Annotated in this window: 11 protein-coding genes, 1 tRNA gene and 1 pseudogene; 3 read left to right on the forward strand and 10 right to left on the reverse strand. The window is 38.5% G+C overall.

Going from position 1 to position 14,618, the window contains the following annotated elements; all coding sequences use genetic code 11:
* Positions 1-6 precede the first annotated feature (6 nt).
* Together HC176_RS11950 and HC176_RS11955 are read right to left on the reverse strand one after the other, a co-directional pair.
* A complete protein-coding gene (locus HC176_RS11950; protein WP_167918591.1) occupies positions 7-1,398 on the reverse strand; it encodes a peptide MFS transporter in 1,392 nt (463 codons plus the stop codon).
* Positions 1,399-1,412: 14 nt separating this feature from the next.
* Entirely contained in the window at positions 1,413-3,647 is a 2,235-nt protein-coding gene (locus HC176_RS11955; RefSeq protein WP_167918593.1) for a S9 family peptidase, read from the reverse strand.
* Between the two features lie 151 nt (positions 3,648-3,798).
* Here HC176_RS11955 and HC176_RS11960 point away from each other — a divergent pair, with 151 nt between their 5' ends.
* Together HC176_RS11960 and HC176_RS11965 are read left to right on the forward strand one after the other, a co-directional pair.
* Complete coding sequence (locus tag HC176_RS11960; RefSeq protein WP_167918595.1) at positions 3,799-5,121, forward strand: hydroxymethylglutaryl-CoA reductase, degradative; 1,323 nt, start codon at positions 3,799-3,801, stop codon at positions 5,119-5,121.
* 3 nt (positions 5,122-5,124) lie between these two features.
* Positions 5,125-6,030, forward strand: a complete 906-nt coding sequence (locus HC176_RS11965; RefSeq protein WP_167918597.1) for a GYDIA family GHMP kinase — start codon at positions 5,125-5,127, stop codon at positions 6,028-6,030.
* Positions 6,031-6,195: 165 nt separating this feature from the next.
* Here the strand turns inward: HC176_RS11965 and HC176_RS11970 are convergent, their stop codons facing one another.
* From HC176_RS11970 to HC176_RS12000, 7 genes are all read right to left on the reverse strand, one after another.
* Positions 6,196-8,325, reverse strand: coding sequence for a peptidylprolyl isomerase (locus tag HC176_RS11970; protein WP_167918599.1), 2,130 nt, complete (start codon positions 8,323-8,325; stop codon positions 6,196-6,198).
* 175 nt (positions 8,326-8,500) lie between these two features.
* A complete protein-coding gene (locus tag HC176_RS11975; RefSeq protein ID WP_167918601.1) occupies positions 8,501-9,790 on the reverse strand; it encodes a hemolysin family protein in 1,290 nt (429 codons plus the stop codon).
* Positions 9,791-9,985 carry a hypothetical protein gene (locus tag HC176_RS11980; RefSeq protein ID WP_167918603.1) on the reverse strand — a complete coding sequence of 65 codons (195 nt, stop codon included), beginning with the start codon at positions 9,983-9,985 and terminating at the stop codon, positions 9,791-9,793.
* A gap of 178 nt (positions 9,986-10,163) precedes the next feature.
* Complete coding sequence (lptC, locus tag HC176_RS11985) at positions 10,164-10,718, reverse strand: LPS export ABC transporter periplasmic protein LptC (protein WP_167918605.1); 555 nt, start codon at positions 10,716-10,718, stop codon at positions 10,164-10,166.
* The gene (locus HC176_RS11990; RefSeq protein WP_167918607.1) at positions 10,718-12,097 is read right to left on the reverse strand and encodes a tetratricopeptide repeat protein; all 1,380 of its coding nucleotides are present in this window, start codon (positions 12,095-12,097) and stop codon (positions 10,718-10,720) included. The genes lptC and HC176_RS11990 overlap by 1 nt, the downstream gene beginning before the upstream one ends.
* A gap of 18 nt (positions 12,098-12,115) precedes the next feature.
* Positions 12,116-13,429, reverse strand: coding sequence for a BamG family beta-barrel-assembly machinery protein (bamG, locus tag HC176_RS11995; RefSeq protein ID WP_167918609.1), 1,314 nt, complete (start codon positions 13,427-13,429; stop codon positions 12,116-12,118).
* On the reverse strand, positions 13,426-14,154 hold the full coding sequence (locus HC176_RS12000; protein WP_167918611.1) for a type III pantothenate kinase: 729 nt from the start codon (positions 14,152-14,154) through the stop codon (positions 13,426-13,428). Before HC176_RS12000 ends, bamG begins: the two co-directional genes overlap by 4 nt.
* Positions 14,155-14,339: 185 nt before the next feature.
* On the opposite strand from HC176_RS12000, the gene HC176_RS12005 reads away from it, so the two are divergent.
* Positions 14,340-14,412 (forward strand) — tRNA-Phe (locus HC176_RS12005).
* 102 nt (positions 14,413-14,514) lie between these two features.
* On the opposite strand, the pseudogene HC176_RS20005 reads toward HC176_RS12005, so the two are convergent.
* Positions 14,515-14,618: pseudogene (locus tag HC176_RS20005) on the reverse strand (ISAon1 family transposase); the annotation flags it as partial.

Here is a 14,618-nt window from a genome sequence, read left to right on the forward strand (position 1 = left end):
ATAGAGTTAGTTTATTTCTGGATCGGCCAATTCATAAGGTTCTTGCTCCAACATTTCCCTTTCATTGTCTTCGGCCCCGTGTGTTAATTTTTCAAGCTTGTTTCTAAACACCATAACAAGCGCCCCGAAAGACACACAAAAAATAGCTATTCCGGTAAAGATGGCAAACTCCCCCAAACTTTCGGAAGCCTCACCTAATAGACCAGCCAATTTGTTACCAAAACCAGTCATGGCAAAATATACCCCCATCATCAGTGAAGCGTACTTTAACGGAGCCAACTTCGTGATGTACGACAAGGCCACAGGAGAAATACAAAGCTCGCCAACAGTATGGAATAAATAAGCCAATACCAACCAGTACATTGCAGAGGAGCCTGTGCTTTCAAACTGTGCCGATGCTGCCGACATAAAAAAGAAGCCTGTTCCCATAATAATCAGCCCCACAATCATTTTAAATAATGAGGTAGAAATTTTTCCTTTTAGTTTTCGTCTTGCCCAAAATGCGGCCACCGATGTGCCCAAAAATATAATGAACATAGCATTTAAAGATTGGAACCAAGTAGCGGGAACCTCCCAGCCCATAAGCATTCTATTGGTGTTTTCCTTAGCATAAATATTCATCAATCCACCAGCTTGCTCAAACGAACCCCAAAAAACAATCACCAGTAAAAACGAAATAAATAGAACCACGACGCGGTCTTTTTCAATTTTGGTCAACGGTCTTTTCATTGCCGCTTTTTCTTCTTCATTTTCAGAATCCCCAGTAAAGTTACCTACATATTTTAAATGCTTCTGGCCAATAAGATATTGGATTAAACCTAAAGCCATTCCTATTCCGGCCAAACCAAAACCGTAATGCCAACCATGCACCTCGCCTACGTAACCTACTATTAAACTCGATAAGAAAGCTCCAACATTTATACCTATGTAAAAAATGGTAAAACCTTTATCTCTTCTAATATCGCCTTGTTTATATAAGCCCCCCACCATAGTAGAAATATTGGGCTTTAACATACCCACACCGGCAATAATTAAACCTAGACCGGAATAAAACGCCCACATTTCCTCTATGGCTAAAATAGTATGGCCAGCTACCAAAAGAATGCCGCCGTAAAGCACAGATTTCTTTTGGCCCAAAAACTTATCGGCAATCCAACCGCCCGGAATCGAAGCTACATAAACCAGCATGGTATACCATCCATAAAGCGCAAGTGCCTCACCATTGGACCACCCCAACCCCGGATTTTCTCCTTGGGCCTGAGCCACCAAATAAAGCACCAATATTGCTCGCATACCGTAATAGGAAAAACGTTCCCACATTTCGGTAAAAAACAATACATATAACCCTACTGGGTGCCCAAATAATTCCTTCTGTTTAATTCCAGTCGTATTCGCCATAAATTTATTTTTATTTATCCTTTAATCTTTACTTGTTCCAACGCCTTCTCTTCTTCCTTTTTAATTTTATCCCCAAGGTTTTCATTTATAAAATGGGTCATTTTTTTATATAAATGAAGTCTGGTGTTTCCGCCATAAATCCCGTGGTTTTTATCGGGGTACACTGCCCAATCGAATTGCTTATCAGCCTGAATCAACGCCTCTGCCAAACGCATGGTATTTTGCAAATGTACATTATCATCGGCCGATCCGTGTACCAAAAGAAAATCGCCTTTTAGTTTGTTTACATGGTTTATGGGAGAATTCTCGTCGTATCCCGTTGGGTTTTCCTGAGGGGTGGTCATGTAACGTTCAGTATAAATAGTATCGTAAAACCTCCAGCTACTAACGGGGGCCACGGCAATCGCCATTTTAAACACATCGCTGCCTTTAAATAGAGCATTGCTACTCATAAACCCACCGAAACTCCAGCCCCAAATACCCATTCTGTTTTTATCGACATAAGGTAAATCGCCTAATTTTTTAGCTGCTGCAATTTGGTCTTCAACCTCATATTTGCCCAACTCCTTTTGGGTTACTTTTTTAAATTCCGCTCCTTTAAACCCAGTACCCCTGCCATCGACACAAGCCACAATATAACCTTGCTGTGCTAAATATTGATGCCAATAATCGTTTGCAGAGTTCCAATGATTGGCCACCTCTTGCGAACCTGGCCCAGAATATTGATACATTAAAAGTGGATACTCTTTATTCTCATCAAAATCGACTGGTTTTATCATCCACATATTTAAGTCGTTGCCATTTACGTTGATGGTGCTAAATTCCTTTTCGGAAGTTTTATAATTTGAAAGCTTTTGTGAAAGTTCGTCGTTATCCTTGATGCTTTTTATAACATTTCCGGATGAAGCGCTGTTCAAAGTATATTCGGGAGGCGTTGTAGCACTGGAAAACGTATTGATGAAATATGAAAAATCGGCACTAAAGGCTGCACTGTTCGTGCCTTCACTTTTGGTGAGCCGTTCCTTATTTCTTCCATTCAATTTTATGGAATAAACATCTCTGTTGATTGAACCGTTTTCGGTGGATTGATAAAAAATCGTATTGTTATCGGCATCATAACCGTAGTAATCCGTCACTTCCCAATGGCCTTTGGTCACTTGGTTTATCAGCGTTCCGTTTTCATCGTAATGGTAAATGTGATTGAATCCATCTTTTTCGCTAGTCCAAATAAAACTATTGTCCTTTAAAAAAGTAAGGTTATCCGTAACATCCACATAAGCGTCATCGGTTTCGGCTAGCACTAATTTAGAGGTATTCGTTTTGGCATCAATAAGCCAAAGATCCAATTCGTTTTGATGCCTATTCATGTATTGGGCGCTCAATACATTGGGTTTTTTGGTCCATTTGATTCTAGGGATATAAAAATCGGTATAAGCTTTATCTACTTTTACATCGTTTATATTTCCGCTTTCAAGATCGTAAATATGAAGCGACACTTTTGAATTGGCCTCACCCGCTTTGGGATATTTAAATACTTGCTGGGTTTGGTAAAGTTCCGAACCATAAATATCCATTGAGAATTCGGGCACTTCGGTTTCATCAAAACGGATGAACGCTATTTTGTTGCTATCGGCATTCCAATCGAAGGCGCGGACAAAAGCAAATTCTTCCTCGTAAACCCAATCGGTAATCCCGTTGATGATTTCGTTCTTTTTTCCGTCGGAAGTAACTTGTGTGGATTCCCCATTGTTTAAATCGAAAACATAAATATTGTTCTGCTTTACAAAGGCCATTTTGGTTCCGTCGGGAGAAAAGGTGGGTTCCTGGATTTTACCTTCATCTATTAGGGTTAAATCGCCCGATTTGATATCATAAATAAAATAATTCCCCAATGCCGATCTTCGGTAAACAGCTTCTTCATTAGTGGCCAAAATCACTTTTTCCTCGTCTTTGCTAAAGGTATAATCGGTAAAATATGGGATTTGGTCAAGATTGGCCGAAGTCACCAAAGTCTTCACTTTTTTAAGTGTTTTGTAATCGTAAATATCGATAGAAGTACTGCGCGTTTCCCTATCGAAATTTAAAACCGAATATTGGCGTCCGTTGGCCATAGAATGCAGGGCATCCAAATATTGGGTTCTAAAAGTGCCGTATTTCCAAATGTCTTCAAGAGTAATTTCTTTGGTTTGCGCTGACAATATTGAAGTTACAAACAGGCAAACGTAAAATGAAAATTTTAGGTGTTTCATTAAAAAAAATATTTTTTTCATAAAAGGATGTCAATTTTACTAAAAATTCTTCAAAAAACGCAAATATTAACACTTAAATAACGTGGATTTTAGTACACACTTCCTTTTTCATAACAAGAGTGGTATCTTTGCACAGTTAATTTAAAAAATTATGAGCAAACCCATTGCAGGCTTTTCAAAATTATCGAAATCGAAAAAAATCGATTGGATTGTAAACACCTATTTTTCGAATGCCAATGATGCCAAAAGTATTTTAAAACAATATTGGAACAGCAACGAAAAATTGCAACAACTGCACGATGAGTTTATTGAAAACACCATAACCAACTACTACCTGCCCTTGGGTGTGGCGCCCAATTTTTTAATCAACAATAAGCTTTACACCATCCCTATGGCTATCGAAGAAAGCTCTGTAGTAGCGGCGGCCAGTAAAGCAGCAAAATTTTGGTTAGACCGCGGTGGATTTAAAACCAAAGTGATTTCGAGCACCAAAATTGGCCAGGTGCATTTTATGTACTCTGGTGCCTTTGATAAACTCCAACAGTTTTTTACTAAAATAAAACCTCAGTTTTTTGAAGACACCCAAGCCATTACCAAAAATATGACAAAGCGTGGCGGTGGTATTTTGGATATTGAATTGCGCGACAAAACAAACGACATCCCCAACTATTACCAGTTGCACGTGTCGTTTGAAACCTTAAATGCGATGGGCGCGAATTTTATCAATTCGTGTTTGGAGCAGTTTGCAAAAACGCTGAAAGAACAAGCCCTGAATTTCGAATTGTTCTCCGAAGAAGAAAAAAATATTGAGGTGGTGATGAGCATTTTATCGAATTACGTGCCCGACTGTTTAGTACGTGCCGAGGTAAGCTGCAAAGTGGAAGAATTAGCTCAAAACCATTCCATTTCGGGGGAAGCTTTTGCCCAGAAATTTGTGCAGGCCGTTAACATTGCCGAGGTTGAACCTTATCGCGCCGTAACACACAATAAAGGCATTATGAATGGTATTGATGCGGTTGTTTTGGCCACAGGTAACGATTTTAGAGCCGTAGAAGCCGGCGTGCATGCCTATGCCGCTAAAAATGGCAGATACAGCAGTTTAAGTCATGCTAAAATAGAAAATGGCATGTTTAGCTTTTGGATAGAAATTCCATTGGCATTGGGCACCGTTGGTGGATTAACCGGTTTACATCCTTTGGTAAAATTAGCCTTGGAACTTTTGCACAAACCTTCTGCCAAAGAATTGATGGAAATTGTGGCCGTTGCCGGATTGGCACAAAACTTTGCGGCGGTGAGCTCGTTGATTACCACCGGAATTCAGCAAGGGCACATGAAAATGCACTTGATGAATATTTTGAATCAGTTTGAAGCAACAGATAATGAAAAAAAGGCACTCTCCGAACATTTTAAGGAGAATACAGTAACGCATAGCGCGGTTACCGAAGCGATAAACAAGTTAAGAATTAAGAGTTAAGAGTTGGAAAAATTTCATAGCAATGGCAAACTACTGCTCACTGGAGAATACGTCGTACTCGACGGAGCACTATCGCTTGCCGTGCCTACTAAATTCGGGCAATCGCTACGGGTGGAACTGATTAATGAACACAAAATCATTTGGCGAAGTTTAGACGAAAAAGGTGTGATTTGGTTTGAGGACGAGTTCAAAATTGATGAAATCAACAAGCCGCTCAGTCTCAATGATGACATTTCAAAACGACTCTTTCAAATTTTAAACGCAGCCAAAACGCTAAATCCAAAATTTTTAAATTCATCCAACGGTTTTAAAATCACCACGACACTAGATTTTCCGAGGCATTGGGGCTTGGGGACTTCCTCTACCTTAATCAATAATCTCGCTCAATGGGCGGGTGTAGACCCTTTTCAACTTTTAGAAAACACCTTTGGTGGCAGTGGCTACGATATTGCCTGTGCACAAAACAATAGCCCCATTAGCTATCAACTTATAGACGGAAAACCCAGAGTTGAACAAGTTAATTTCTGTCCTACTTTTAAGGAACAATTGTACTTCGTCTATTTAAATCAAAAACAAAATAGTCGTGATGGCATAAAACACTACCATGCCAATAAAGGGAATTCTACCGCATTGATTACAGATTTGAATAGCATCACCAGAAAAATGCTTTCGGTAGAAAACCTTGAAGATTTTGAAGTCCTGCTCTACTCACATGAGAATATTATCAGTAAAATGACCAATCAAACTACTGTAAAGCGATTACTTTTTAATGATTTTGAAGGCGCTGTGAAAAGCCTTGGTGCTTGGGGCGGCGATTTTGTCTTGGTGACTTCAAAAAGCAATCCAACCGAATATTTTAAACAAAAAGGGTTTGATACGGTTATTCCCTACTCGGAAATGGTTTTGTGATTGAACTTTTTCTATTAAAATCATTCATATACTTTAAATCTAGTTGATTTAAAACGGAATGTGATTTCTCTCTTCGTTCGAAATGACAATGAACACGTATGAAAAACAAAAAGCTCCGCGATGCGGAGCTTTTTGTTGATATACTAATATTATTTAAAACTACCTTTACTGAATTTGAATTTTAACACGGTTATCTTCAATATCGGCAGCTTCTTTTAATGCATTATAAACTCTTGAGTTTGCAGCGCTCGATTTTTGAATCTCAACCCTGTTGGCAGCTGCCTGGTAATTATCCAATTCCACAGCTGGTGTCTTCTTAACTACCTGAATCATATAAACTCCATTTGCTCCATCAATTAAATTCGAGGTTTCACCTTCTTCCAATCCGAATGCAGCACCAACTACCAATGGCTCACGACCAGCACCCGAAATGGTTGGGCTTTTCATATTCACACCATTAGCGGTTCTTACGGTTGTTTTTTCAGCGGCAGCTAAATCTTCTAAAGTACTCGCCGAAATACGGTCTCTAATAATTTCAGCTTTTTTCTCTTTTTTGATGATTGGCAACACACGTGCAGTAGCATCTTCAACCGACATTAACCCCGCCTCGTGCTTGGCTACCAATTGTGCGATAACATATCCGCCTGGTACATTGAAACGCTTGATATCGCCTGTTTCAGAATCTCCATTAAATGCCCAACGCACAATAGGACGCTGGTTACCAACACCAGGCATGCTTTCATCTAAAGCCTTGATGCTGTTTACTGGACGAACGGTAAAGTTCTTTTCTTTGGCAACAGCTTCGAAATCACCTTTTCCTGCTTCAATCTCGAAGTTTGAGGCATCTCTAAACACTTTGTTGCTTGTAGTTTCAGAAGGCTCAATTGTTCTGGCAATAGTACCTACTTGTACGGCTTTCTTTTTATCTTTTTGTCCTTCGATTTCAATAATATGGAAACCGAAAATGGTTTTTACAACGCCCAAATCGCCTGTTTTTCCTTCGAATTCAAAATCATTAAATTCAGGAACCATCGTGTTGTATGGGTGCCAATCGTAACGACCTCCATTGTTAACACTACCTTGATCTGAAGAAAACTCAGTAACAAAATCTTCAAACTTAGAACGGTTGCTTTTTAAAACGGTCAATAAACTATCAGCTGTTGCTTTTGCTTCTACTTCGGTTTGCGTTACATCAGGCTGGGCACTTTGCGCACCAATGAAAGGAATTAAAATGTGACGCACCTTAGCAGAATCTGGAATTTGCTTAACGGCCAACACTTTTGATACTTTAAAATATCCATCGTGTTTGTATGGCCCATACACCTCACCTTCGTTAAGGTTGTAAATATCATCAGCAAACTCGGTTGGCAAGCTCGATTTGAATACGAAACGGTCATCGAACTTAATATCTGAAGACGCAATCGCATTGATATATTCTTCATTGTCTTTTACTTGCGCAAAAGCTACAATAGTATCTTTTCTGCCTCTTTCATCAACCAACCTTCCGTTAATATACGTTTCCAATTCCGCTTTAATCGCCGCTTCATCTTCAACCGAAGCAACTTCTTCGAACTTTACGTAACGGATATCTCTCGATTCCTCAACTTCAAATTGCTTTTTGTTATCGTTAATATAGTTTGAAATATCCGATTTTGAAACCTGCACCGTGCTATCAGCAATCGTACTGTAAGCCACCTGAACATATTTAATATCTACTTTGTTTCCTTCCAGTTTGTGCTCCAACTCACCTTCGGCCAAAGTACCTGTTAAACCAGCCTTAACCATGTTAAAGTAGTTTTGGTTTAAAGCGTTTAAAGACAATTGCTTTTCGTAGTTGATCCAACTTTGGTAACCGGCAGCACTAGTTTCCTTTAAATTGGCAATGTATTCGTTCAATTTATTTTCGTCGAACATTCCAGCTTCGTTCAAAAACTCAGGACTTGACGATAAGGCTGTTTTCAATAAATCGCGGATTTGGTCTTTTTCAACCGTAATACCCAACTCTTCAAATTGCGTTTCCATAACGGCCTGGCGTACTTCCTGCTCCCAAACGCGGTTCATTACCTGCGTGTTGGTTGCATTTGGTCCAGCTTGACGTTGCGCGGCCTCTACTTTTTGCAAAAAGTCTTCGCGGGTAATATCTTTTCCGTTTATGGTTGCCACAACGTTTTGCGATTTCGATGTAAGGGCTTCACTGTTTCTAAACAAATCTGCCAATACGAAAGAAAATAGCGCCAATGCTATGATTAGGATTAAGAATAGTGAACGTTGTCTTATCTTATTTAAAACTGCCATTTGTAAATTAAATTTAATTACCCAAAGCTGGGATTTGTTGTTAAGTTGGTGTCAATTATGCAATAACCGACAAAAATATCGTGCGCGAAAATACCATTTTCTATTTAATAATAAAAGGGATATTTATTTATTGTGAAGTTTACAAAGAAGCGATAGACGGAACAGGGACACTTTTTTAATCGTCGTCCTGCACTTTCAGTTCCACCAAATCTATTTTAGTGTTCGAAACGGCCAAAATAGTAAACTGAAACTTATCAATTTTCACCACCTCGTTTTGTGCGGGAATTTCTTCGGTATAGTTTACAATCAACCCGCCAAGAGTTTCGTAATTTTCACTTTCTGGAAGGTTAACTTTGTAAGCTTCGTTGATGTAATCAACCTCCAATCTGGCGGAAAAATTATAGGTATCGTCATCCAGTTTTTCTTCAATGGAATCGTCGGAATCGTGCTCGTCTTCAATTTCGCCGAACAGCTCCTCGATAATATCCTCGACCGTCATAATACCCGAAGTACCACCGTATTCATCTAAAACCACAGCAATACTGCGCCGCTTTTTGGTGAGCACGCTCAGCACATCTTTTATAAGCACCGTTTCGGGAACAAACTCCACTGGGGTAAGCATTTCTTTGATGGTTTGGGCTTTTTTGAACAATTCGAACGAATGCACGTAGCCCAAAATATCGTCAATAGTATCTTTGTAAACCAATATTTTGGTGCGTCCGGTTTCGGTAAAAAGCGTGTTGAGATTTTTTACAGTATCGTTGATTTCCACAGCAATAATTTCGGTACGGGGAATCATTACCTCGCGGGCTTTTACTTCTGAAAACTCCAACGCATTTTGAAAAATCTGGATCTCGCTATCCACATCGTCGTGTGCCTCCACCGATTCCATTTGCTCGCTGATATAGTTGCCCAGCTCCACTTTTGTAAATGCCAATTGAATTTGATCGCCTTCGGTTTTGAAAAAGGTTTTTAGAATAATATCTGAAATCCAAATGATAAATTCTGAAATCAACGTAAATATCACATAAAAAAAGTATGCCGGAATGGCCAGTGCTTTAATTAGTGTATTGGCATAAATTTGAAAGAATACTTTGGGCAGGAATTCGGCAGTAATCAAAATCACCAACGTGGAAAGCACGGTTTGCGAAAACAGACTTAAATCGGTTAGCAAATAATTTAAAAAGCCACTATTAGTTGGCAACATCGACTGAAACCAATTCACCAAAACATCGCCCATAAAAAATCCGTAAACCACCAATGCTATGTTGTTTCCAATAAGCATGGTTGTTATGAATTTTGACGGACGTGCGGTAAGTTTCCTCAATGCTTTGGCCAACAAACCATCCTGTTTTTTTTCAATTTCGATGTGGATCTTATTGGAAGACACATAAGCGATTTCCATCCCCGAAAAAAAGGCCGACAGGATAAGCGACACTATAATTATGATGACATAAATGCTCATTTATTTTGAACCGCCTTTATTCTCATATTTTTTCCTAAAACGTCTTCTAAAGAAAAATATGAACACTGCCAATCCAGCTAAAGCTAACGACACATAGGCACCGTGCGTTCCATCGTTCCATTTAGAAATGGCATCGTAAAGGAACAGTACGGCAAAAACCAGATAGGCATATTGAAAAATCTTAGCAATTTTCATCTGTTTATTTTTATTTGTTTTTAATTGGTCAGATGTAATTCGCCATTAAACATTTCGGTTGGCACCAACTTAATTGTTATGGCTCATTTCATAGTTGAATAATTTGGTATAAAGATAAATAAAATTGAAACCAAATACCTTTTGGAACTCAATTTTCAAAAAATTGGAGATTACAGGTTTATTCTTCCAATGTGATGATGCCCGTTACCTCAAGCACTTCGGCGTTTGTGAATTTTGAATTGGAATCGAAGCCGTTACCTTTAATAAGGTCTTGTTCTGTTTGAAACTCTACCGGAAAGTTGGTAAACAGCCATTCTTTTTTTTGGTCGTAGTAAAGCTGATCGGTTTTTAACACACTGTTGTCGTGTGTGGTGATCACCACGTTGCTTCGCATATCAATTATGCCAGTTTTTTCATAAACAACGGCTCGATCGGCTACAACGGTACTCTTTTTATTGTCTTTGTCGTAAACGTAAAGTGTAGCACCATCAACAAATTCCCTAAAAGGGAAATCGCGGTTGGTATAATCCAACATTTTGGTGCTGATCAAGTTGGCGGTAACCCTACCCGAATCGGTATATTTTACATTCATGTTATAATCTACTCCAATGGGTTCGTTTTCCGAAATGCCCAATTTTTGAACCCGATCTAAGTTGTTATTACATGAAAAAAACATAGCCACAATAAATATTGTGACTATGCTTAATATGTTATTTAAAACTTTTGTATTCATTAAATACTTGGCACCTTAACAGAAGCCCCAATCCAACAACCAATGCTGATGGTTTCACCTGATCTACCCGAACTAAACACATCTGATTTTGAAGGTGCTTTAGCTTCGTAGTTTGCTGCAGATTGTGCTGCTGCCTTTGATAATGTTGGGTCTACTCTTGATGCTTTTTTCGCTTCTTGAGCTGCTAACCAATAAACCGCTCTTTTATCGAATGTTGTTTCACCACAGTTGTTGGCACTAGCTGCATACATGGCTGCAATAGCTAAATACGGACGACCATTTGATGGGTTAAGCTTTAAAGCTTGGCGGTAGTAATTTCTGGCTTTACCATAGCTACCTTTAGCTTTTAGTTTAGTAGCTATTTTATAATATAATTTCGATTTTTTAAAACTATCGGTTTCTAAGCTAATAGCCTGCTCGAAGAAATCAATCGCTTCATTGGTTTTCCCTTCTTTATCTTTAAGTAATCCTACATAAAATGCTGTGCTTGCATCTGGAGCAAGCGAATTTTTTTGCTCAACTATTTTAACAAACATGGGGTCATCGGTACATTCTTTTTGGTACATTAGATTCATAGCACCTTGTAACCAAGCCACATTATCTTTGTTGGCCTCAAAACTCTTTTCGTATAAAGGTATTAAGTTTTCACAATTTGCCCGAGTTCCTAATTTAGCGTCAACATTGCCTGAAATCAAATCATAATTTTTCAAATAGTTTTCGTAATATCTTTTATAGTTTTTTTCTTTACTTGTATAGGAAGCACCGGTTGAATCTTTTTCAATAAGTTTGTTTAACTTTTCAGAGTAGTTTTTTACTTCACCTTCAATTTTATCTACAATATCATCGTATTTGCTGAACAATTCCGCTGCTGGTTTTTTGTCGGCATCGTACAAATCAACCATTAAAGAGAAATACGTATAAATACTTTTTGGGTTTGTAAACGTTTCTTTATCTAATTTATAGGCATTATCGAAACACTCATAAAGTTCTTCTTTGGTTTTACCTAACTCTTTTTGGTTATCGTACATTAATTGGCAAGCTTTCGCCGCATATTCACCTTTTGGGGTTTTGCTCGCAAAATGCTCGGCTCTTTGTTCCCACAATTTTAAAAGGTCGTTAATAAAGCCAACCTTTTCAGCTCCAGTAGAATTATCAATTTTATGCTCCAATATTTTCTCGCCATCTACATAAATGGCGTTGTTGAATTTAGGGCATTTGTTTCTTACGGCCATCCATGGTTCGTAAGCGGCATCATAATTTTTTGCTTTGGTATATTCGTGGAAAATGGAAAGCTTGGTCATGCATTCTTCATCTTGCTGCGCAAAACCCAAGTTCAATCCAATAAACAAAAGTGCTAATAATGTAATTTTAGTTTTCATGGTAATAATTTTGTTCTTTTAATCATATTTTCTTTTTTGGAACCATCGATCGTTCAAAGATAAACTTAATTGGAAATTAATAAAATTCTCTTGTATTAAATTGCCATTTGTTGTTCCTCTTTTTCCGAATTCGACCCCTAAATTGGCGTTAGACAGTAATCTGGCGTCTCCCACTGGTAATCCTATACCAAAAGATATGCCAAACTCCTTTATTGATTCATTATTGATGTTCAATCCGGTTTCCTCGTTTCTTAAACCGGCTCGGTAAACGATGCGTTTCCAATAGCTATCGAACGATCCGTAATCGGGGATATAAAACCCTCCCAATGAGAACGAATAAGCATCCTCATATGTTGTTGAACTAGTTGAATATAAATCATTTGAAAAACGGCTTGTTTTTTGGAAAGTCGTTTCGGCACCTACAAACCATTTTCTGGGTTTTCCGATACCGGCCCCAAAGGCCAACTTAGATGGCATTACCAAATCGGTTTCCTCAAGCCCCAAGGCTTCCAAATCAGTTTCAACAATATTAACCACAGACTCTTGCCCATCTGAAGACACCAGAACCGTAGAAATAGACCTTTCGTTCTTCGATACTAATTTACTTTCTGGCGTAAAGGTTGCACTGGTTACCAATTCAAGACCATCTTTTAGCATGGCCTTGTAAGATATGCCCAAGTTAACGTTAAGCCCACTTAAGTCTGATCGATTGCGCTCACTGGATTGGTATTGCACGGGCACACCGTTATCGTACTGATAGGTTAAAACACTATTTTGTATGTTTCCGAAGTTATAATGCACGTCGATACCTGCCGTTACGCCTTTGGCAATCTGGTAACCTAAACCTAAAAATACTTTATTGACACCACCCTCGCCCTGAAATCTGTTTTGAATATCTTCATTATCATTCAACGATTCCAATTTATAGCCTACGGAAGTGTAGGGCAACAAGCCAAAACCGAACCCGAATTTCCCCAAAGGCACCGACATAGCTAAATAATCGAAGGTTGCAGAAGACGCTTCGGCAGTACCCGAATCGCTTTTCAGATCGCGGCTAGAATATGACCCTCCAACGGTAAACTTAACCGGGCGGGTTTCCCCTCCAAAAGGATAGATGCCCACATTATCGCCTGCGTAAGACGATGGATTTCGTAAATTAACGTGAATACTATCGGTATAGATGCTCAATCCACCCATACTGCGGTTTTCAACAGTTCCCTTAAATTTAAGGTTACCAATACCATAAAAAGAATAAGGTGAAGCCGTACCTTCTTGCCCGTAACTGTAAATTGAAAATACTAAAACAAAAACTAATACAAGTTTTTTAATCATTCGTTCGAGTTAAATTGTAAAATATAGTTTAATCCCTCTAAAAGAAAATTAGGATTGGCAAATATGCTACTTTTTAATTGCTTAGACAAAAAATTAGTGTCGCCTCCTGTTAAAATAACTGTTAAATCTGGATATTTAAGGCGATATGCTTGTACCGCTCCATCTATTTCATTTAAAATACCGTGCACCACACCAGAGTGGATGGATTGCTGTGTAGAACCGCCAATGATGTGCTTTGGCTGCTCTGTATCCAATAACGGTAAATTGGCCGTTAAATTATTCAAAGCTTCGTAGCGCATACGTACACCGGGCGAAATGGCGCCTCCCAAATATTCATTTTCTGAGTTTATAAAATCGTAGGTAATGCAAGTTCCTGCATCGATAATCAGTACATCTTCATTTGGAAATTGCCCTGCAGCCCCGCTCACCAAAGCTATTCTGTCTACTCCCAACGTTTTTGGGGTTTGATACAGATTAGTGAATGGCAAATTGGTTTCTGAATTTAAAACCAGCACCCTGAAATGCTTGGCTATTTGCTCGGCATCATAAGCGTTGAGTTTACCAACGGAAGACACAATAGCACGCTTAATAGGAAAGTTTTGTTTCAATTCCTTTATTTCGTCTAATATCGTCTCTAATTCAACCGACTTTTTGAACTTTAAGGTATCACCCTGAAAAACGGCCAGCTTTACAAACGAATTCCCTACATCTATAATTAAGTTCATTTTAATTCTAAAAATCGGTAAATTTACAAAACAACCAACAATTTTTAGGTATATTCAATTTTTATTACACTAAACTTGAATAGGTTACCGAAACCTATTCAAAAAAATAGATTTTTTGAGATATTTTTTCTCAATTTATTTTGGGGAAAAGTAAAAATGATTTTATATTTGCAACCGCTTTGCGAGGTACCTTAGCTCAGTTGGTAGAGCAAAGGACTGAAAATCCTTGTGTCCCTGGTTCGATTCCTGGAGGTACCACAAAAAAATCCCGAAACATTTGTTTTGGGATTTTTTGTTTTTATACCTTTTGAAATGTCATTGCGAGCGCAGTGAAGCAGGATCAAGTACAAAAGTTGGGGACTAAGCATAAACTTGAGTTAATCTGAACAGGAAGAACTCTTTATTTCTTACACCTCTAAGTTGCATTCTAAACGCTTTAATTTTGGCATTAAAGGATTCCGCTG

The sequence above is a fragment of the Tamlana crocina genome (assembly GCF_012037625.1).

Coding starts and splice junctions, on each gene's coding strand:
- HC176_RS11950 (WP_167918591.1), bottom strand. CDS start 1,398: ATGGCGAATACGACTGGAATTAAACAGAAGGAATTATTTGGGCACCCA.
- HC176_RS11955 (WP_167918593.1), bottom strand. CDS start 3,647: ATGAAACACCTAAAATTTTCATTTTACGTTTGCCTGTTTGTAACTTCA.
- HC176_RS11960 (WP_167918595.1), top strand. CDS start 3,799: ATGAGCAAACCCATTGCAGGCTTTTCAAAATTATCGAAATCGAAAAAA.
- HC176_RS11970 (WP_167918599.1), bottom strand. CDS start 8,325: ATGGCAGTTTTAAATAAGATAAGACAACGTTCACTATTCTTAATCCTA.
- HC176_RS11975 (WP_167918601.1), bottom strand. CDS start 9,790: ATGAGCATTTATGTCATCATAATTATAGTGTCGCTTATCCTGTCGGCC.
- HC176_RS11980 (WP_167918603.1), bottom strand. CDS start 9,985: ATGAAAATTGCTAAGATTTTTCAATATGCCTATCTGGTTTTTGCCGTA.
- lptC (WP_167918605.1), bottom strand. CDS start 10,718: ATGAATACAAAAGTTTTAAATAACATATTAAGCATAGTCACAATATTT.
- HC176_RS11990 (WP_167918607.1), bottom strand. CDS start 12,097: ATGAAAACTAAAATTACATTATTAGCACTTTTGTTTATTGGATTGAAC.
- bamG (WP_167918609.1), bottom strand. CDS start 13,429: ATGATTAAAAAACTTGTATTAGTTTTTGTTTTAGTATTTTCAATTTAC.
- HC176_RS12000 (WP_167918611.1), bottom strand. CDS start 14,154: ATGAACTTAATTATAGATGTAGGGAATTCGTTTGTAAAGCTGGCCGTT.